Below are 21,286 nucleotides of genomic sequence, written 5' to 3' on the forward strand. Positions count from 1 at the left end.
ACGTGGTCAAGTACTTGCTAAACCAGGTACAATCAAGCCGCACACTAAATTCGACGCAGAAGTATACGTGCTTTCTAAAGAAGAAGGTGGTCGTCACACTCCATTCTTAAATGGTTACCGTCCACAGTTCTACTTCCGTACAACTGACGTAACTGGTGCGATCCAGTTGAAAGAAGGCGTTGAAATGGTAATGCCAGGTGACAACGTTGAAATGTCAGTAGAATTAATCCACCCAATCGCAATGGACCCAGGTCTACGTTTTGCGATCCGTGAAGGGGGTCGTACTGTAGGTGCTGGTGTTGTTGCGAAAGTAACTGCATAAGCATAATATAGTGACGTATTACGTCTCAAGTTGAGAGCTTTGGCTCTCAACTTGCTTTATAGGTCAGTAGTTCAATTGGTAGAGCGTCGGTCTCCAAAACCGAATGTTGGGGGTTCGAGCCCCTCCTGCCCTGCCATATTTTGAAATAAAAAGCTTGATGCTGGCTTAGTTGTTCATATAATAAGTCGCGAGTTCTACGACGAGTACAAAAATGTCGAATGATAAATCGCGTGACGCATTGAGCGACGCGCCAATTCCTCAAAGAAATAATTCTGCTGAAGTTGTTCGTACTGGTTCGCCTTTAGATATCGTTCTATGGGTGATAGCAATTGCATTATTGCTCTCGGCTACCATGGTGAATCAGCATTTACCAGCGTATTGGGCCCCTGCAAATAATGTATGGGTGCGCGTTGGGGTAATTTTTGCTTGTATCGTTGTGGCTTTAGGTTTATTATACGCCACCCATCAAGGTAAAGGCTTCGTTCGTTTGCTGAAAGATGCACGAGTCGAATTGCGTCGAGTAACTTGGCCAACAAAACAAGAAACAGTCACTACATCGTGGCAGGTTCTATTGGTTGTAGTTGTTGCATCGTTAGTATTATGGTGCTTTGACTATGGTTTGGGTTGGTTAATTAAGTTGATTATCGGGTAAAAGAGCTATGAAACGTTGGTACATTATTCATGCCTACTCTGGTTATGAAAAACAAGTGATGCGTTCACTTACAGAACGAATCCAGCGTAGCGCTGTTGCCGATAGCTTTGGTGATGTCCTAGTTCCTACCGAAGAAGTGGTAGAAATGAAGGATGGTAAGAAACGTAAATCTGAGCGTAAATTCTTTCCTGGCTATGTGTTAGTTGAAATGGAAATGAATGATGATACTTGGCACATTGTTAAAGAATGTCCAAAAGTATTAGGTTTTATCGGGGGTACACCTGAAAAACCTGCGCCAATCACTCAACGTGAAGCAGATGCGATTCTTGCGCGTGTACGTAATACTGGTGAAGCTCCACGTCCTAAGACGATGTTTGAACCAGGTGAAGAATTACTCGTTATTGACGGTCCATTCACAGACTTTAAAGGTGTGGTGGAAGAGGTTCAATACGACAAGTCACGTTTAACGTTGACGATTAACGTGTTTAATCGACCAACTCAGGTTGAACTCGAATTTCGCCAAGTCGAAAAAACGATTTAATCTTAATTGGTTGAAAAGCGCCCGATTTTATCGGTCATTGTTGTTGTAACAGTATTGTTACGTAGAAATTGGGGAGCCTAACGGCGCCTGTACCCAGAGGTATTTTAAAATGGCTAAGAAGATTGACGGCTATATCAAGCTGCAAGTTCCAGCTGGTAAAGCAAATCCATCTCCACCAATTGGTCCTGCACTAGGTCAACGTGGTGTAAACATCATGGCATTCTGTAAAGAATTCAATGCTGCTACACAAAAAGTTGAACCAGGTCTTCCAATTCCTGTAGTGATTACTGTGTACAACGACAAGTCGTTCACATTCATCATGAAAACTCCTCCAGCTTCTATTCTTCTTAAGAAAGCTGCTGGTATCCAAAAGGGTTCATCTGTACCTAACAAAACTAAAGTTGGTAAGTTGACTCGTGCTCAATTAGAAGAAATCGCGACTACTAAAGAGCCAGACTTAACTGGTGCTGATTTAGACGCGCGTGTTCGTACCATCGCTGGTTCTGCACGTTCTATGGGCTTGGAAGTGGAGCTATAAGACATGGCAAAGTTAACTAAACGTCAAAAAGCCATTGCTGCTGCTGTTGAAGCAAACAAAGTTTACACTTTGGAAGAAGCAGTACAGGTTCTTAACAGCTTGCCTGCTGCAAAGTTCAAAGAATCTTTAGACATCTCTGTAAACCTTGGTGTAGATCCACGTAAATCTGACCAGGTTGTTCGTGGTGCGACTACATTACCTGCAGGTACTGGTAAAACTGTACGTGTAGCTGTATTTGCTCAAGGCGCTCAAGCAGAAGCTGCTAAAGAAGCTGGTGCTGATGTTGTAGGTTTTGATGACCTTGCTGAAAGCATCCAAGGTGGAAACCTTGACTTTGATGTTGTGATCGCTGCTCCAGACGCTATGCGTGTTGTTGGTAAGCTCGGTACAATTCTTGGTCCACGTGGTTTAATGCCAAACCCTAAAGTAGGTACTGTAACTCCTGATGTTGCGAATGCTGTTAAAAACGCAAAATCTGGTCAGGCTCGTTACCGTGTAGACAAAGCGGGTATTATCCACGCTGCGATTGGTCAAGTTGGCTTTGATGCTGCTGCAATCCGTCAAAACGTTGAAACTTTAGTTGCTGACTTGAAAAAGTTAAAACCTGCAACTTCTAAAGGTGTATACATCAAAAAGATCACTTTGAGCTCAACTATGGGTCCTGGTCTTACTGTTGATGTAAACAACGTTTCTAACTAAGTTTTAACTTAGTTCTGTACAGAATTTTAAAGTCCTGATTGAGTAGGTAGCAAAAATAGAAATAAGTTTCTATTTTTTGCGCAGTTAACGCAACGCTTTGACTCTTGCTTATCAGGCGGACTTTGAATTGATGAATGAGAATTTATCAGCGTCAAAGACCTCAGGCGAGGAGGTGTTATTTTCGGATAGCGGCTTTTCTTAATAATCCAGCCTGCGTAGACGCGGTGGTGTGATTTGTTCCTCCTCCGCGTGTAAGTCGAAAGGCTTACGAATTGGGAGTGTGCCCATTGGGTGCATAAATCACCTTAGGAGGTTTTACAATGGCTCTTCTTATCGAAGACAAAAAACAGATCGTTTCAGAAGTAAGTGAAGTTGCTTCTAAAGCGTTTGCAGCCGTTGTTGCTGACTATCAAGGTTTAAGCGTAGAGCAATTAACAACACTTCGTGTTGAAGCTCGTAAGTTAGGTGTAACTACACGTATCGTACGTAACACTTTGGCTAAGCGCGCATTCCAAGGTACTCAATTTGATATCTTGAACGACAACCTTGTTGGTCCAACAATTCTAGGTTTTTCAACTTCTGAAGATGACATGGGTGCAGCTGCACGCTTGTTTGAAGAATTTGCAAAAACTAACAAAGCATTTGAATTAAAAGCTGCTGCATTTGACGGCAAAGTTTATCAAGGTGCTGATGTTAGCGTAATTGCTAATCTTCCAAACCAAGAGAAAGCGCTTACTATGCTTGCCTCTGTTCTTCAAGCTCCTATTTCGAAATTGGGTCGCCTCATTACAGCGCTCAAAGAGAAAAACGAGTCAGAAGCTGCTTAATCAATTTTACACACCATTCAATATCCATTTGGAGTTATTCTCATGGCTTTAACTAACGAAGAAATCTTAAACGCAGTTGCTGAAAAAACTGTTCTTGAACTTGTTGAATTAATTTCTGCTTTCGAAGAGAAATTCAACGTTTCAGCTGCAGCTGTTGCTGTTGCTGCTCCAGCTGGTGGCGCTGCTGCAGCTGCTGAAGAACAATCTGAATTCAACGTTGAGTTGACTTCTTTCGGTGCTAACAAAGTAGCTGTTATTAAAGCAGTTCGTGAAGCAACTGGCCTTGGTCTTAAAGAAGCTAAAGACCTAGTTGAAGGTGCTCCTCAAGTTCTTAAAGAAGGCGTTTCTAAAGAAGAAGGCGAAGAACTTAAGAAGAAACTTGAAGAAGCTGGTGCTACAGTTACACTTAAGTAATTGTAAAAGGAGTCGGTTTTTAAATCGGCTCCATAAAATGGCTGATGGCTCTTGGGTCATCAGCCTTTTTGCGTTACAATAATCGGCTCGATTTTTGTTAGTTTTGTTTGATTTTTAGAAAAATCTAAATAAAACAAGAAATTTCAAATGTTTACCAATATTTTTCTTTTTTAAAAATATTGTTAAGCGTTTTTATACCACTAAAAATTGCAGCATTTGTAAACAGTGGTGGCCATATCGGCCTGCGTAATTCCTTCTGAGCCCGTTCTGCAGGCGGGCTTAGTTTACTTTCCGAGGACTCCAGATGGCATACTCATATACCGAAAAGAAACGGATCCGTAAGAATTTTGGTAAATTGCCCCAAGTAATGGATGCACCGTACTTACTATCGATTCAGGTCGATTCGTACAGAACATTCTTGCAAGATGGCAAAACTCCAAAAAACCGCGAAGATATCGGTCTCCAAGCCGCATTTCGTTCAGTTTTTCCTATCGAAAGTTATTCTGGCAATGCTGCTTTAGAATTTGTTGAGTATAGCCTTGGTAAACCTGAGTTCGATGTACGCGAATGTATTCTTCGTGGTTCGACTTATGCGGCACCAATGCGCGTTAAAATTCGTTTGATTATTAAAGATCGCGAAACTAAATCAATTAAAGACGTACGTGAACAAGAAGTCTATATGGGTGAAATTCCACTCATGACTGAAAACGGTACCTTTGTTATCAATGGTACTGAGCGTGTAATCGTATCTCAATTACACCGTTCACCAGGCGTATTCTTTGACCATGATAAAGGTAAGACTCACTCAAGTGGTAAAGTGTTGTATTCAGCACGTATCATTCCTTACCGTGGTTCATGGTTAGACTTTGAATTTGATGCAAAAGACCTTGTTTACGTACGTATTGACCGTCGTCGTAAATTACTTGCTACTGTTGTGTTACGTGCACTAGGTTATAACAATGAACAAATCTTGAATTTGTTCTACGAAAAAGTACCTGTGTATCTTGACATGGGCAGCTATCAAATTGACCTTGTTCCTGAGCGTTTACGTGGTGAAATGGCTCAATTTGATATTGCTGACAATGAAGGTAAAGTCATTGTTGAGCAAGGCAAACGTATTAATGCGCGTCACGTACGTCAAATGGAAGCTGCAGGTTTAACTAAACTTTCAGTTCCTGATGAATACTTATATGAACGTATTACGGCTGAAGATATTACTTTACGTGATGGTGAAGTAATTGCTGCAAATACGTTGTTAAGCCATGAAGTAATGGTGAAGTTGGCAGAAGGTGGTGTTAAACAATTTAACATCCTATTCACAAATGACATCGACCGTGGTTCATTTGTTGCTGATACATTGCGTGCAGACACAACAGCGGGACGTGAAGAAGCATTAGTAGAAATCTACAAAGTGATGCGTCCAGGCGAGCCGCCAACAAAAGAAGCTGCTGAAAACCTATTCAATAACTTATTCTTCTCTTCTGAGCGTTATGACTTATCTCCAGTAGGTCGTATGAAGTTCAACCGTCGTCTAGGTCGTCCTTACGAAGTTGGCACTGATCAAAAATCTCGTGAAGTTGAAGGTATTTTATCGCACGAAGATATCATCGATGTATTACGTACGTTGGTTGAAATCCGTAACGGTAAAGGCGAAGTAGACGATATCGACCATTTAGGTAACCGTCGTGTACGTTCTGTTGGTGAAATGACAGAGAACCAATTCCGTGTTGGTTTAGTACGTGTTGAGCGTGCTGTTAAAGAGCGTTTAAGCCAAGCAGAAACTGATAACTTGTCTCCACAAGACTTGATTAATGCTAAGCCAGTTGCTGCTGCAATCAAAGAATTCTTTGGTTCAAGCCAGTTATCTCAATTCATGGACCAAAACAACCCATTATCTGAGATTACACATAAGCGTCGTGTATCTGCGCTTGGCCCAGGTGGTTTAACACGTGAACGTGCAGGCTTTGAAGTACGTGACGTACATCAAACTCACTATGGTCGTGTGTGTCCAATTGAAACGCCTGAAGGTCCAAACATTGGTTTGATTAACTCGCTTTCTGTATATGCAAAAGCGAATGACTTCGGTTTCTTGGAAACACCATACCGTAAAGTTGTAGATGGTCGTGTAACTGATGATGTTGAATATTTATCTGCAATTGAAGAAGTAGGTACTGTTATTGCACAGGCCGACTCAGCAGTAGATAAAGATGGCAACTTAACAGAAGAATTTGTTTCTGTTCGTCACCAAGGTGAATTCGTACGTATGCCACCTGAAAAAGTGACGCATATGGACGTTTCTGCACAGCAGGTTGTATCTGTTGCTGCATCACTTATTCCATTCCTTGAACACGATGACGCGAACCGTGCATTGATGGGTTCGAACATGCAACGTCAGGCTGTTCCTACTTTACGTGCTGACAAGCCTCTTGTTGGTACTGGTATGGAAGCGAACGTAGCACGTGATTCGGGTGTGTGTGTAATCGCAAACCGTGGTGGTGTAATTGAATATGTAGATGCTTCTCGTATCGTTATTCGTGTAAACGAAGATGAAATGGTTGCAGGTGAGGCAGGTGTAGATATCTATAACCTCATCAAATATACACGTTCGAACCAAAATACTTGTATTAACCAAAATGTTATCGTGAATTTGGGCGACAAAGTTGCTCGTGGTGACATCTTGGCAGATGGTCCGTCAACAGACATGGGTGAACTTGCGCTTGGTCAAAACATGCGTGTAGCGTTCATGACATGGAATGGTTACAACTATGAAGACTCGATCTTATTATCTGAACGTGTTCTTCAAGAAGACCGTTTAACTTCTATTCATATTCAAGAATTGTCATGTGTGGCACGTGATACTAAGTTAGGTGCAGAAGAAATTACTGCCGATATTCCTAACGTAGGTGAAGCTGCGCTTTCTAAACTTGATGAATCAGGTATCGTTTATATCGGTGCTGAAGTTACTGCTGGTGACATCTTAGTTGGTAAAGTAACGCCTAAAGGCGAAACTCAGTTAACTCCTGAAGAAAAATTGCTTCGTGCAATCTTTGGTGAAAAAGCTGCTGACGTTAAAGATTCATCTTTACGTGTTCCATCTGGTACTAAAGGTACAGTTATCGACGTTCAAGTCTTCACTCGTGATGGCTTAGAGAAAGATGACCGTGCATTAGCGATTGAAAAAGCACAGCTTGATTCTTATCGTAAAGACTTGAAAGAAGAATATAAAATCTTCGAAGAAGCGGCTCGTGAACGTGTAATCCGTTTACTTAAAGGCCAAGAGTCTAATGGCGGTGGTTCAACTAAACGTGGCGATAAACTTTCTGAAGATTTATTGTCTGGTTTAGAGCTTGTTGATTTACTTGAAATTCAACCGACAGATGAAGCAATTGCTGAGCGTTTAACTCAGATTCAAGTGTTCTTGAAAGAGAAGAGCGCAGAAATTGATGAGAAATTCGCTGAGAAGAAACGTAAGCTTGCAACAGGTGATGAGTTAACAACTGGCGTATTGAAAGTTGTTAAAGTTTACTTAGCTGTTAAACGTCGTATTCAGCCTGGTGATAAGATGGCTGGTCGTCATGGTAACAAGGGTGTTGTTTCTAACATCTTACCTGTTGAAGACATGCCACACGATGCGAACGGTGTACCTGTAGATATCGTATTGAACCCGTTGGGCGTACCATCTCGTATGAACGTGGGTCAGATTCTCGAGACTCACTTGGGTATGGCGGCTAAAGGGCTTGGGGACAAAATCGAAAAAATGTTGAAAGAACAGCGTACAGTTTTAGAACTACGTGAATTCTTAGACAAGATTTATAACAAAGTCGGTGGCGAGCAAGAAGATCTTGATAGCTTGACTGATGATGAAATCCTAGCACTTTCAGGCAACTTGCGTGCTGGTGTTCCTTTGGCTACTCCTGTATTTGATGGTGCTGAAGAAAGTCAAATTAAAGATTTACTTGAGTTGGCTGACATTTCACGTACAGGTCAAACAGTATTGTTTGATGGACGTACAGGTGAACAGTTTGACCGTCCAGTAACTGTTGGTTACATGTACATGTTGAAGTTGAACCACTTGGTTGATGACAAGATGCATGCGCGTTCAACTGGTTCTTACTCATTAGTTACACAACAACCGCTTGGTGGTAAAGCACAATTCGGTGGTCAGCGTTTCGGTGAGATGGAAGTATGGGCACTTGAAGCATACGGTGCAGCATATACACTCCAAGAAATGCTCACAGTGAAGTCGGATGACGTTGAAGGCCGTACTCGCATCTATAAGAATATTGTAGATGGTAACCATTATATGGATCCGGGTATGCCTGAATCGTTCAACGTATTGACCAAAGAGATCCGTTCTTTAGGTATCAACATTGAACTGAAAAATGGTGATTAAGTCGTAAGACTCACGATTTTTTAGGAAAAAACAATATTTGTGACCCAGTCGGGTAAGCGAGGCTTCCCGACACACGGAGAAAAAAATTGAAAGACTTGCTCGATATCATGCGTAAGAAAACGGATTCAGATGGTCATGCGCCAGTTGAGTTCGACCGTATCCGTATTGGTCTTGCGTCACCAGAAATGATTAAGTCATGGTCTCATGGTGAAGTTAAAAAACCTGAGACGATCAACTATCGTACGTTCAAGCCAGAACGTGACGGTTTATTCTGTGCCAAAATCTTTGGTCCAGTAAAAGATTACGAATGCTTGTGTGGTAAATACAAGCGTATGAAATACAAAGGCGTCATTTGTGAAAAATGTGGCGTTGAAGTAACTACAGCGAAAGTTCGTCGTGAACGTATGGGTCACATTGAACTTGCTTCTCCAGTTGCGCATATCTGGTTCTTAAAATCGTTACCTAGCCGTATCGGTTTATTACTTGATATGACACTTCGTGATATCGAACGTGTATTGTATTTCGAATCATATGTTGTTACTGATCCTGGCATGACGCCTTTCGAAAAGTATCAACTTCTTAATGACGAAGAATACTTTACAGCTTTAGAAGAGCACGGTGACGAGTTCGTTGCAAAAATGGGTGCGGAAGCAGTTCAAGACTTGTTGAAAGACATTGATCTTGAAGCTGAGATTGCTCGTTTACGTGAAGAAATTCCTCAAACAACTTCTGAAACGAAGTTGAAAAAAGCATCTAAACGCTTGAAATTGATGGAAGCATTCAAAGACTCGAACAACAAGCCAGAATGGATGGTAATGAATGTACTTCCGGTGCTTCCACCAGATTTACGTCCATTAGTTCCACTTGAAGGTGGTCGTTTCGCGACTTCTGACTTGAACGATTTATATCGTCGTGTAATTAACCGTAACAACCGTTTGAAGCGTCTTCTTGACCTTGCAGCGCCGGACATCATCGTACGTAACGAAAAACGTATGTTACAAGAGTCTGTAGATGCGTTGCTTGATAACGGTCGTCGTGGTCGTGCAATTACTGGTTCTAACAAACGTCCATTAAAATCTTTGGCAGACATGATCAAAGGTAAACAAGGTCGTTTCCGTCAGAACTTGTTAGGTAAGCGTGTTGACTACTCTGGTCGTTCGGTAATTACTGTAGGTCCTACTTTACGTCTTCACCAATGTGGTCTTCCGAAGAAAATGGCTCTTGAATTATTCAAGCCATTCATTTTCGCGAAATTACAAGCTTCAGGTCAGGCAACAACCATTAAAGCTGCGAAGAAAATGGTTGAACGTGAGACTCCGGAAGTTTGGGACGTTCTTGCATCTGTAATTCGTCAACATCCAGTAATGTTGAACCGTGCGCCAACACTTCACCGTTTAGGTCTTCAAGCATTTGAACCTATTCTTATTGAAGGTAAGGCAATCCGTCTTCACCCACTCGTTTGTGCTGCGTTTAACGCCGACTTCGATGGTGACCAAATGGCGGTACACGTTCCATTGACGCTTGAAGCACAGTTAGAAGCTCGTGCATTGATGATGTCAACAAACAACATCTTGTCACCAGCAAACGGTGAGCCAATCATCGTTCCTTCTCAGGACGTTGTCTTGGGTCTTTACTACATCACACGTGATGCAGTAAATGCTAAAGGTGAAGGCATGGTGTTTGCGGATACTCACGAAGTAAACCGTGCACTTGCAACTGGTCAAGTTGCGATTCATGCTCGTGTTAAAGTACGTGTGCATCAAACTGTTATCAATGAAAATGGTGAGCGTGAACAGCAAACTATTATTGTTGATACGACACCAGGTCGTTGCTTACTTTGGGAAGTTGTTCCAGAAGGTTTAAGCTTTGACATGATCAACCTTGAGATGACTAAAAAGAACATCTCGAAGTTAATCAACTCTTGCTACCGTAAACTTGGTTTGAAAGATACAGTTATCTTCGCTGACCAGTTAATGTACTTGGGCTTCCGTCAAGCGACTCGTTCAGGTGTATCTGTAGGTATGGAAGACATGTTAATCCCACCTACTAAGCACACAATTATTGATAAAGCTGAAACAGAAGTTCGTGAAATCGAACAACAGTTCGAACAAGGTTTCGTAACTGCTGGTGAGCGTTATAACAAAGTTGTCGATATTTGGGCGCGTACAAACGACCAAGTTGCTAAAGCGATGATGGATAACTTGTCTTACACACTTGTGAAAAACAAACAAGGTGAAGACGAGAAGCAAAAATCATTCAACAGCATCTATATGATGTCTGACTCTGGTGCCCGTGGTAGTGCGGCGCAGATTCGTCAGCTTGCTGGTATGCGTGGTTTGATGGCAAAACCGGATGGCTCGATTATTGAGACACCGATTAAAGCGAACTTCCGTGAAGGTTTAACAGTACTTCAGTACTTTATTTCTACACACGGTGCGCGTAAAGGTTTGGCCGATACAGCATTGAAAACAGCGAACTCTGGTTACTTGACTCGTCGTCTTGTAGACGTAGCACAAGACTTGGTAATTACTGAGCCTGATTGTGGTACAAATGGCGGCCTAGTAATGACTCCATTCATTCAAGGTGGTGATGTCATCGAGCCATTACGTGACCGTGTATTAGGTCGTGTAACTGCTGAAGATGTACGTCGTGCCTCTGATGATGAAGTTGTATTACCTCGTGGTACGTTAATTGACGAGAAAATCGCAGCTCAGCTTGAAGAAGCTGGTGTCGATGAAGTTAAAGTACGTTCAGTAATCGCATGTGAATCTACATTCGGTGTATGTGCTCGTTGTTATGGTCGTGACCTTGCACGTGGTCACTTGGTGAACCCAGGTGAATCAGTAGGTGTAATGGCTGCGCAATCAATTGGTGAGCCAGGTACACAGTTAACGATGCGTACGTTCCACGTAGGTGGTGCTGCGAGCCGAACTTCTGCTGCAAACAGTGTTCAAGTACGTAACAAAGGTACTGTACGTTTCCACAACGTGAAAACTGTACAACACGCGAAAGGTCACTTGGTTTCAGTTTCACGTTCAGGTGAAATTGGTATTGCCGATGAGTTAGGTCGTGAGCGTGAGCGTTATAAACTTCCTTACGGTGCAAGCATCTTGTTGAAAGATGGTGAAGTCGTTGAGGCAGGTGGTATTGTTGCAACTTGGGATCCGCATACACATCCATTAGTAACAGAAGTTGCTGGTAAAGCACGTTTCAGCCAAATCGCTGATGGTGTAACTGCAACATCGAAAACTGATGATGCAACTGGTATGACAACTGTTGAAATCTTGCCTGTAACAGCACGTCCTGCTTCTGGTAAAGATTTACGTCCAGCAATCGTATTGGATACGGCTGATGGCGGCGAACAGTTCTACTTCTTGCCACAAAACACAATTGTTACCGTTCGTGATGGCGAAACAATTGGTGTGGGTGACGTTATTGGTCGTGTACCACAAGAATCTTCACGTACTCGTGATATTACCGGTGGTCTTCCACGTGTTGCTGACTTGTTCGAAGCACGTAAGCCGAAAGAACACGCGATCTTGGCAGAAGTGTCTGGTATCGTAAGCTTTGGTAAAGAGACTAAAGGTAAGAACCGTTTAGTAATTACTCCAGATGACGGTTCTGAAATTTACGAAGAGTTGATTCCAAAATGGCGTCAAATCAACGTGTTTGAAGGTGAACATGTGAACCGTGGTGAAACCATTTCTGATGGTCCACAAAACCCACATGACATCTTACGCTTGAAAGGCGAAGTTGCTTTAACTAACTACATCGTGAACGAAGTTCAAGACGTTTACCGTCTCCAAGGTGTAAAAATCAACGATAAGCATATTGAAGTTATCGTACGTCAAATGTTGCGTAAAGTTGATATCATCGATGGTGGTGATACAAGCTTCATTAAAGGCGAACAAGTGGATTACATCCGCGTTGTTCAAGAGAACCAAGCTGTCTTGGCTCAGAACAAGTTCCCTGCGAAGTTTGAACGTCAATTGATGGGTATTACGAAAGCATCGCTTTCTACTGACTCGTTCATCTCTGCTGCATCGTTCCAGGAAACAACTCGTGTGTTAACTGAAGCGGCTGTAACAGGTAAAGAAGATGATTTACGCGGCTTGAAAGAGAACGTTGTAGTGGGTCGCTTGATTCCAGCTGGTACTGGTCTTGCATACCATTTAGAACGTCGTCGTCAAGAAGCAGAAGCTGCAGAACATGAGCTTCATAATGACTTCAGCGAAGTAGACCAAGCATTTAGCCAAGCTTTAAACTCAGAACAATTCTAAGCTTAAAGTTTTATTAAAAAGACGCCTTAGGGCGTCTTTTTTGTGGAAAAAATAAGCTATTTTTACAAAAGTCTATTAAAGCACTCTTAATCTATTACTTAATGAGAAAAAACTCTCCATGAAAGCATACTATCCTAGGCACAACTGAGTAGAGGAGTAGCTTTCAATGAAAAAAATGATGATGATTGCAGGTGTGGGTCTGATGTCAACCACTCTATTTGTAGGTTGCCAAAATGCAAGTCCAGAAAGTAAACGTATTGGTTCTGCAGCTATTGGTGGCGGTGCAGGGGGTGCAGTAGGTAAACATGTAGGCGGTAATATTGGTGCAGGTTTAGGGGCAGCTCTTGGCGCAGGCGTTGCAGCAAATGCAAAAGGGTCTAACAGTAAAACTGTACGTAACAGTGCAATTGGTGCTGGTGTTGGTGCAATCTTAGGTGGTGCAGTGATTGGTGGTGATGCTGGTGCTGCTGCAGGTGGTGCACTTGGTGGTAGTGCGGGCGCGGCCTATGAAGAGAAAAAAGGGAAATACTAAAAGTACCTTTAAATATATTTAAAATAGAAGCTCTTTGTAAAATAAGAGCTTCTATTTTCTTTGCTTATTAGATTGAAATTAAATAATAACTAGACCTAGAATGCTTTTACAAAATATTAATCTATTGCCACAGTGCGATAACATAAACTGATCAAATTCCTCATAAAAGAAGATTATGCTTTGATTAGAGCACAATGGAGTGAGTATGGTCATGAAAAAAACAATTGGTTTAATTTCTACTTTAATGTTATCTGCATTCATGTTCACTGGTTGTCAGAATATGAGTCCATCTGATCAGCGTATTGGTGCAGCAGCATTAGGCGGTGCTGTTGGTGGTGGTGTCGGTAACCATGTCGGTGGCGGTCTAGGTGCTGGTGTAGGTGCAGCAGCTGGTGCGGGTGTAGGTGCGAATGCTAAGGGTAGTAATAAGAGTTCCACAACAAGTAGTGCTATCGGTGCCGGTATTGGATCTGTAGTAGGGAAAGCCATTTTTGGTGGTGACACAGGTGCTGCGATTGGTGGTGCACTTGGTGGTGGTGCCGGCGCTGCGATTGAAGAAAAGCGTTAGAATTTACTAAAATAAAAATAAGTGCCTTTAGGCACTTATTTTTATGGGTATAAGGCTTTTACCTTTTTTCTACGGATGTATAGCGTCTTTTGCACTTCAGCAATTCTCACACCTGATTCATCAAAAATATTTAAATGATATGTTCTAAGCACTGGAGCATAGTTCTCGGCAAGTTCTCGAATCTGTTCAATTTCTGCTAAATCAACTCGAATATCAGCATAAACAGTGCTTCGCCCAGGCGATAAAAAATTAATCTCAGCCGCTTTATCCCAAACTATATATTTTGATCCAAGGTGATGCATAAGAATCAGCATATAAAATGGATCAACCATAGAATAAAGACTACCCCCAAAATGAGTACCTACCAGATTTTGGTTTTTCCAGGTCAGTGGCATTTTTACGCGAACATGACAAAGCTCTAAATTCATGATTTCAATATGAATCCCTGCACCGCGGTAGGGAGGATAATAATTAAATAAGAATTTAGAAATTGAGGGAATGTTCTGAAGTTTTTTTAAAATAGCCATAATAGTCAATTTTTTTTATTGCAACACTGGTCATACTAGATAAGTATCATCTTTTTTATATTGATGGCAATGCTTTATCCGATTAACGACATGATCGATTGAAAAACAAAATAGGAAATGATTATGCAGCCAAAGATTTATACAGTAACAACAAGTGATCAACAAACTCTATGCGCTAAGGCTTGGGGTGATGAGAAAAATACTCCATTAGTTTTAGTACATGGTTATCCAGATAATCAGGAAGTATGGGAATCAGTCATTGAGCATTTGATCAATGATTTTTATATTGTTACTTATGATGTCCGTGGAGCGGGTTTGTCATCTATTCCTAAACGAATACGAGATTATCGTTTAGAACGTTTATCTTTAGACTTACAAGAAGTCGTCGATGAAGTACTCCCAAATCGACAGTTCCATATGGCTGCCCATGATTGGGGATCAATTCAGTCTTGGGAGTCTGCAACTGAACCTAAATTTAAAGGCCGTTTACTCTCTTATACAACCATTTCTGGTCCTTGTTTAGATCATGCTTCGCTCTTTTTAAGAGATAAATTTAAAACGACGCCTGCAAAAATCTTAAAAATACTAACAAAATCATGGTATATCGGTGCTTTCCATTTACCATTAATTGCTCCGACGGTCTGGTCTCTTTTTACTCCAGAAAAATGGGGCAAAATATTAAAAGACTTAGAGAGAAAAGATAATTTACCGTTAAATAGTAATATTTCTGCTGATGGTAAATACGGGATTAATTTATATCGTGCGAATTTTATTCCTCGCTTAACAGCTCCTCGCCAGCGTTATGCACAGTGTCCAGTCAAAGCAATAATTTTAAAATACGATACTTTTGTGAGTCCTGAATATATTACGGAAGCAATGCCAAAATGGGTTGAAAACTTTGAGTATGTTGAGCTTGAAGCAAACCATTGGGCGATTCTGAGTCAGGCTGAAAAAGTGGCAGGACATATTCGTCAGTTCATCGAATCACAAAGTTAATAAGTGACTGTTTAATTTACAAAACTGATAATTTGGCGATATTTTCGGCTTCGTAGATGTGAATCTGATAGAATATCGCCTTTTGTTTTGTTCTGAATTTGTTCATGAATGCTGTTGTTGTGGCGATTGCTGTGATGTTTTTACTATCACTAGCACGCGTTTCTGTCGTATTGACATTAGTGGTCTCTGCCATTGTTGGTGGTCTTGTCGCGGGTTTAAGTCTTTCTCAAACAGTTGAAGCTTTTAATGCTGGTCTTGGTGATGGAGCCGAAGTTGCTCTCGCTTATGCTGTATTAGGTGCATTTGCACTCGCTCTCTCTAAATCGGGTTTACCCGACCTGCTTGCTCATAAACTTATTGGTCTGTTGGGAATGGAAGCGGGGAAAAGCCGTGAAACCAAAGTAAAATATTTACTCTTAGGTATTTTACTTATTGCAGCTATTTTCTCTCAAACCCTCATACCGGTTCATATCGCGTTTATTCCTGTACTGGTGCCGCCATTATTACGAGTCATGAATCATTTAAAACTAGACCGCCGTGCAGCAGCTTGTGTTCTGACTTTAGGTTTAGTAGGTACTTATATTTTTCTACCCGTTGGCTTTGGTGCGATTTTCCTTGAACAAATTTTGATGGGGAATATCAACAAAATCGGTGCTGCTTATGGTTTGCATGTAGAACGTGGGATGATGCCAATTGGCATGGCTATTCCAGTTTTAGGTATGGTTTTAGGTACTTTGGTTGCAGTATTTATTAGTTACCGTAAGCCAAGAATTTATGCGGACCGTGCCATTACCCCTGTAGCTACCATTGATTTAGACAAACCTCTGCGTGCAACAGCGCAAGATGAAACAGTAGATCTAAAAGCAGATGCAGAAGAACTTAAACACGAAGCAGAGCAAGGCCCTGTAATTGCGAAAAAAACAATTTTTATGGCTTTACTGGCTATAGGTCTCACTTTAGTTGCACAGCTTTATTCCGGCTCAATGATTTTGGGTGGTTTAGTAGGCTTTGCAGTTCTGTCTACAGCCGGCATTTTTAAATGGCAAGATGCAGATGATGTCTTTGTACAAGGCATGCGAATGATGGCTCTAGTAGGCTTTATTATGATCTCTGCCGCCGGTTTCGCTTCAGTCATGACGCATACAGGAGATATCAATCAACTGGTTAAAGGGGTGGTTGAAATCATTGGTGATAATCGTGCGCTCGCGGCTTTCTTAATGCTGAGTATTGGTTTATTTGTCACGATTGGTATTGGTTCATCTTTTTCAAGTGTGCCTGTTTTAGCAGTTATTTATGTACCTTTATGTGTACAGTTTGGTTTTTCGCCATTAGCGACAATTGCATTGATTGGTACAGCGGCGGCTTTAGGTGATGCTGGATCTCCAGCTTCCGATTCTACCTTAGGACCAACAGCTGGTTTAGGGGTCGATGGACAACATGACCATATTTGGGATACCGTCATTCCAACATTTATCCACTTTAATATTCCATTGTTAGTTTTTGGTTGGATTGCAGCCATGGTTTTATAAGTTTTTTATAATATATTAAATTAAAACCTTCTTAATAATTATCTTAAGATAAGCATTAAGAAGGTTTTTTTATGCTCTAAATAAAATATGTATTTAAAATAAATTATATTAAAATACTCGGAATTTAAAGTATATTAAAAAGGTTGGTTATATAAAATAATTCTGATTAATTGAGTTGGAATAAAAACCAATTAAAATAGTTGGTTAATATATATTTTTATTTAAAACAGTTATTTAAAAATAAATATAAAAATAATTTTATAATGGGTGTTGCATCAATTTAAAATAAATGTTTATTATAAATATAAATAAGGTTGGAGATATTAACGTGTTCAAAAAAGCTTTGATTATTGCATTAATGGGGATGTCTTCATTTACTTTTGCTGGTAATTGGCAAGTAAAATTTGGGGGTAGTGTTATTGCTCCATCTGACGATACAACAACTGCTTTAGGTGTAGTAAAAGCTGATCATGAATATGCATTTACACCATCAGTTGAATACTTTTTTGGTGAATCACCTTTTTCGGCAGAATTATTATTAGCAGCGCCGGTTAATCATGATGTTTTATTAGACGGTAAAAATGTAGCACGTATTAAACAATTACCTCCGACAATTACCGCAAAATATCATTTTAAAAACTCAACTCGTTTCACACCGTATATTGGTATTGGTGCTACAGCGTTTATTCCTTGGGACGAGCAAGGCGTTGCTGACAAAGTAAAAGAAGATTTTGGTGTAGCTGGACAAGTTGGTTTTAACTTCCAACCTGCTGATGCGAAAAATTGGGGTGTATTTGTAGATGTTCGCTATGCGGATATTAGCCCAGAAGTTACTTTAACAAATGGTGCTAAATTCGACTTGGATATTAATCCATTTGTTTACACTTTAGGTTATAGCTATAAATTTTAAGCATAATAATAAATAGAAAAAATATAATAACAAACCTAGACTCAGGCACCTCACATAGTTTTTATGTGAGGTTTTTTATTTTATTGCTCTCACTAAAAAAAGCATAAAACAGACAGTTTTATACATATTCTTTTGGTCTTTATTTTTAAACTATTTTTTATATATTTTTAAAGGAATAACCTCATGAATAGAAAATTTGCCATAGGTCTAGCACTTTTTAGTGGCCTCACTCTTGCTCATAATGTACAGGCTGCTAGTTTTTCCTGTGATGCTGCAAAAACTAAGACTGAGCTGAGTATTTGCAAAAATCGTTCTTTAAATGATGCTGATGTCAAAATGGCAACAACATATCAAATTGTTTTACATGCATTGCCAATGGGTGGCCGTGATAATCAAAAAGATACACAGCAGCAGTGGTTAAAAAAAAGGAATGCTTGTGCAGCTAATGTAAGTTGTATTTCTAAAGCTTATCAGCAGAGACAACAACAATTGGACTCTATCTTGCAAGATAGGGTACTAAGTCATGGTCCGTTTTAATTAAAGAAAAATTTTTTAATATTCAGGATTGAAAAATTGTAGAAGTACTCCATTCATAAAGCATTCGAGAACAAACAAACTTCAAAATTTAAGGAGTGATTTATGAGTGAACAAGCATCACAAAATTATAGTTTCCAAGCAGAAGTAGCCCAGCTTTTACATTTAGTGACGCATTCTCTCTATTCGAACCCTGAAATTTTCTTACGTGAACTTATCTCTAATGCATCTGATGCATGTGATAAGTTGCGTTTTGAAGGAATTAATCATCCTGAATATTATGAAAATGATCCGGACTTACATGTACGCATCAGCTTAAACAAAGAAGATAAAACTTTAACGATTTCTGATAACGGTATTGGATTAAGCCAACAAGAAGCAATTGATAACTTGGGTACTATTGCAAAATCAGGTACTAAAGACTTCATGTCAAAATTAACGGGCGATCAGAAAGCGGATGCTCAGTTGATTGGTCAGTTTGGTGTTGGTTTCTACTCAGGTTTTATTGTTGCCGATAAAATTACAGTTGAATCACGCCGCGCAGGTCTCGATGCTTCTGAAGGGGTGCGTTGGATCAGCGGTGGCACAGGTGAGTTTGAAGTTCAGCAAATTGATAAAGCTTCACGCGGTACTGACATTATTCTTCACTTGCGTGATGACGCGCTTGATTATTTAGAGTCTTATAAAGTTAAGCAAATCGTTAATAAATACTCTGACCACATTAGCTTGCCAATTGAAATGCAAAAAGAAGTTTGGCAGGAAGAGGAGGTTGCTGAAGGTGAAGAGCCTAAAGGCGGCCAAATGGTCAAGACTGATGAATGGGAAGCGATTAACTCTGCAAGTGCTTTATGGACACGTAACAAGAGTGAAGTGACTGAAGAGCAATATGTTGAGTTCTATAAAAACTTAACTCATGACTTCGAAGCACCACTGGCTTGGGCACACAACCGTGTTGAAGGTAGCACCGAATATACCCAATTACTTTATATTCCAAGTAAAGCGCCACATGACATTTTTACACGTGAAGCAAAAGCGGGAATTAAGTTATATGTAAAACGTGTATTCATTATGGATGATGCGGATAATTTAATTCCAAACTATTTACGCTTTGTTCAAGGTGTCGTGGATAGCGCCGATTTACCGCTTAATGTCAGCCGTGAGTTGTTGCAAGAAAGCCGTGATGTTAAAACAATTCGTGAAGGTAACGCACGCCGTGTACTCACTTTGCTTGATGGCTTGGCTAAATCAGAAGATGAAAAAGACCAAGAAAAATTCAAGACCTTCTACACTGAGTTTGGCTCAGTACTTAAAGAAGGCTTGGGCGAAGACTTTGGTAACCGCGAACGTATTTTAAAATTATTACGTTATGCAACTTCAACAAATGATGAAGTGGTAACTTCTTTTGCAGACTATAAAGCGCGCATGAAAGAAGGCCAAAAAGCCATTTATTATGTTACTGCTGACAGCTTAGCTGCTGCTAAAAACTCTCCACAGCTAGAGTTGTTTAAGAAAAAAGGCATTGAAGTATTGTTAATGGCAGAGCGTGTTGATGAGTGGGCAATGAACTTTGTTCATGAGTTTGACGGTACGCCATTAAAGAATGTATCTAAAGGCGCTGTTGATTTAGGTGACTTGCAAGATGCAGAAGAGAAAAAGGCACTAGAGCAAGCGGCTGAACAGTTTAAACCTGTTGTTGAGAAATTAAGTGACTCGTTGAAGGCTAAAACTAAAGAAGTCCGTGTAACGACTCGTTTGGTAGATTCTCCTGCGTGTTTAGTAACAAGTGAAGGTGAGTTGTCTCCTCAACTTATTCGTATGCTGAAACAAGCGGGACAAGCTGTACCTGAAATCAAGCCAATTTTAGAAATTAACCCTGAGCATCCTTTAGTGAAAAAACTTGAAGGTTCAGAACAGTTTGATGACTTGGCAAACGTGATTTTTGATCAGGCTGTGATTGCAGAAGGTGGTTTACCAGAAGACCCGGCAGCTTATGTGAAGCGTATTAATAGCTTATTGTTGAAATAATATTTGATGTAAAAAAAGCCTCTGAACTGTCAGAGGCTTTTTTTGTGGATAAAGAAAGAGTTATCCACAACTTGATGATTTTTGGCTAAAAATTAGCTTCTAAATTCATTTGGACACTAAGCTGATGTTTCGGGTCATCATCAATATGATTAAAAAAATTAAGATCATTTTGCATAAAAATCCAATCTCGCCATACGGGCTGGCGCCATGAAATATAAGGTCCCCAACTATTTACCCGCATGTCATTTTTGGTATATACACCGCCACTATAAATGCCGTAAGTCAGGCTATTATCTTTTACGAACTCAAATTGTTGAAAAGTCCAATTGCCCCAGTTGAATTCTTCATTTTCACTCTTATTCACATTAAATTTGTTAGCGAACAGGGTGTTGTCTTGCATCTTTTGCGTTAAGTTTAGCGTGGTTTCAGTATAGTTTCGGCTGGTTGAGCCATAGCGAAAGACTTGTTCGGTATCTATGCTAATGTTATGTCTTAAATTCCATTTTTTCTTGGCAAGAAATTGTACATAAACATCACTTTCTGAATTTGAGCCTAAATCAAGATTATTTTCGAAAGGCATCCATGTTGAAATCGTATCCCAGCTTGCAGTAATTGGGTTGCTGATCGAAATATGGGGTGTTGAAGCTTTCTTCTTTTTCTTACCAAAGGTTTTATAAGGTTGTTTGTGCTGGGTTGCTCGGTTCCACAGCGTATCATTTCCAAAACGGCCATCAGGTCCTGAATGAGTGCTGCATCTGAATCATTATTATTTTCTACTTCACATGGTGAATTTGAAAAAGTTAGAGAATGACTTTTGCTTTTTATGAATAGGCTCGACGGATGTAGGGAGCGTCTCGTGGAGCGTTGATGCTTTATGGACGTAGAGAAAAGCTGTGTATGAGGGATTAAAACCAACATACCTAAACTATAAATACAAAGTAGAGCTTTAGATTTATATTCAAATGACAAAGAAGAGAATTGATTCATTTTTCTGAAAAT

General features: G+C 40.3%; 16 protein-coding genes, 1 tRNA gene and 2 pseudogenes. 17 read left to right on the top strand and 2 right to left on the bottom strand.

All coding sequences use genetic code 11. The annotated features are described in order from the left end of the window. The 12 genes and pseudogenes from J678_RS14660 to J678_RS14715 all read left to right on the top strand — a co-directional run. Window positions 1-322: pseudogene (locus J678_RS14660) on the top strand (elongation factor Tu); the annotation flags it as partial. Between the two features lie 60 nt (window positions 323-382). Then, window positions 383-458 (top strand) — tRNA-Trp (locus J678_RS14665). A gap of 75 nt (window positions 459-533) precedes the next feature. Then, a complete protein-coding gene (gene secE, locus J678_RS14670; protein ID WP_002157045.1) occupies window positions 534-974 on the top strand; it encodes a preprotein translocase subunit SecE in 441 nt (146 codons plus the stop codon). A 7-nt stretch (window positions 975-981) separates the two neighbouring features. Further along, complete coding sequence (gene nusG / locus J678_RS14675) at window positions 982-1,515, top strand: transcription termination/antitermination protein NusG (protein ID WP_002115092.1); 534 nt, start codon at window positions 982-984, stop codon at window positions 1,513-1,515. Window positions 1,516-1,624: 109 nt separating this feature from the next. Beyond that, complete coding sequence (gene rplK / locus J678_RS14680; RefSeq protein ID WP_001074682.1) at window positions 1,625-2,053, top strand: 50S ribosomal protein L11; 429 nt, start codon at window positions 1,625-1,627, stop codon at window positions 2,051-2,053. Window positions 2,054-2,056: 3 nt separating this feature from the next. Then, window positions 2,057-2,752, top strand: a complete 696-nt coding sequence (gene rplA / locus J678_RS14685; RefSeq protein WP_002156922.1) for a 50S ribosomal protein L1 — start codon at window positions 2,057-2,059, stop codon at window positions 2,750-2,752. A gap of 320 nt (window positions 2,753-3,072) precedes the next feature. Continuing rightward, window positions 3,073-3,579, top strand: a complete 507-nt coding sequence (rplJ, locus tag J678_RS14690; protein ID WP_002157004.1) for a 50S ribosomal protein L10 — start codon at window positions 3,073-3,075, stop codon at window positions 3,577-3,579. Between the two features lie 42 nt (window positions 3,580-3,621). Next, a complete protein-coding gene (rplL, locus tag J678_RS14695; RefSeq protein ID WP_001229360.1) occupies window positions 3,622-3,993 on the top strand; it encodes a 50S ribosomal protein L7/L12 in 372 nt (123 codons plus the stop codon). Window positions 3,994-4,297: 304 nt separating this feature from the next. Then, window positions 4,298-8,386: a DNA-directed RNA polymerase subunit beta gene (rpoB, locus tag J678_RS14700; protein WP_004710883.1), complete on the top strand. Its 4,089-nt coding sequence runs from the start codon at window positions 4,298-4,300 to the stop codon at window positions 8,384-8,386. An 86-nt stretch (window positions 8,387-8,472) separates the two neighbouring features. Continuing rightward, window positions 8,473-12,666, top strand: a complete 4,194-nt coding sequence (gene rpoC / locus J678_RS14705) for a DNA-directed RNA polymerase subunit beta' (RefSeq protein ID WP_002053534.1) — start codon at window positions 8,473-8,475, stop codon at window positions 12,664-12,666. Window positions 12,667-12,832: 166 nt separating this feature from the next. Continuing rightward, window positions 12,833-13,198 (top strand): hypothetical protein, encoded by a 366-nt coding sequence (locus J678_RS14710; RefSeq protein ID WP_002157021.1) that lies wholly within the window; start codon window positions 12,833-12,835, stop codon window positions 13,196-13,198. 211 nt (window positions 13,199-13,409) lie between these two features. Continuing rightward, entirely contained in the window at window positions 13,410-13,766 is a 357-nt protein-coding gene (locus J678_RS14715; RefSeq protein WP_023187972.1) for a hypothetical protein, read from the top strand. 41 nt (window positions 13,767-13,807) lie between these two features. Here the strand turns inward: J678_RS14715 and J678_RS14720 are convergent, their stop codons facing one another. Further along, the gene (locus tag J678_RS14720) at window positions 13,808-14,293 is read right to left on the bottom strand and encodes a DUF4442 domain-containing protein (RefSeq protein ID WP_031955856.1); all 486 of its coding nucleotides are present in this window, start codon (window positions 14,291-14,293) and stop codon (window positions 13,808-13,810) included. 117 nt (window positions 14,294-14,410) lie between these two features. Between J678_RS14720 and J678_RS14725 the strand changes: the two genes are divergently transcribed. The 5 genes from J678_RS14725 to htpG all read left to right on the top strand — a co-directional run bounded on the left by J678_RS14725 (window position 14,411) and on the right by htpG (window position 20,287). Further along, window positions 14,411-15,289 carry an alpha/beta fold hydrolase gene (locus J678_RS14725; RefSeq protein ID WP_079377330.1) on the top strand — a complete coding sequence of 293 codons (879 nt, stop codon included), beginning with the start codon at window positions 14,411-14,413 and terminating at the stop codon, window positions 15,287-15,289. 104 nt (window positions 15,290-15,393) lie between these two features. After that, window positions 15,394-16,818 (top strand): Na+/H+ antiporter family protein, encoded by a 1,425-nt coding sequence (locus tag J678_RS14730; protein WP_032027373.1) that lies wholly within the window; start codon window positions 15,394-15,396, stop codon window positions 16,816-16,818. A gap of 328 nt (window positions 16,819-17,146) precedes the next feature. Next, a complete protein-coding gene (locus tag J678_RS14735; RefSeq protein WP_002156917.1) occupies window positions 17,147-17,728 on the top strand; it encodes an OmpW/AlkL family protein in 582 nt (193 codons plus the stop codon). Window positions 17,729-17,911: 183 nt separating this feature from the next. Further along, a complete protein-coding gene (locus J678_RS14740) occupies window positions 17,912-18,265 on the top strand; it encodes a lysozyme inhibitor LprI family protein (RefSeq protein WP_016804569.1) in 354 nt (117 codons plus the stop codon). A 102-nt stretch (window positions 18,266-18,367) separates the two neighbouring features. Then, a complete protein-coding gene (htpG, locus tag J678_RS14745) occupies window positions 18,368-20,287 on the top strand; it encodes a molecular chaperone HtpG (protein ID WP_004710874.1) in 1,920 nt (639 codons plus the stop codon). An 85-nt stretch (window positions 20,288-20,372) separates the two neighbouring features. Here the strand turns inward: htpG and J678_RS0104230 are convergent. Further along, window positions 20,373-21,274, bottom strand: a pseudogene (locus J678_RS0104230) (selenocysteine synthase). Window positions 21,275-21,286: the final 12 nt, after the last annotated feature.

The sequence above is a fragment of the Acinetobacter sp. 1424608 genome (assembly GCF_000588255.1).
Classification (GTDB): Bacteria; Pseudomonadota; Gammaproteobacteria; order Pseudomonadales; family Moraxellaceae; genus Acinetobacter; species Acinetobacter nosocomialis.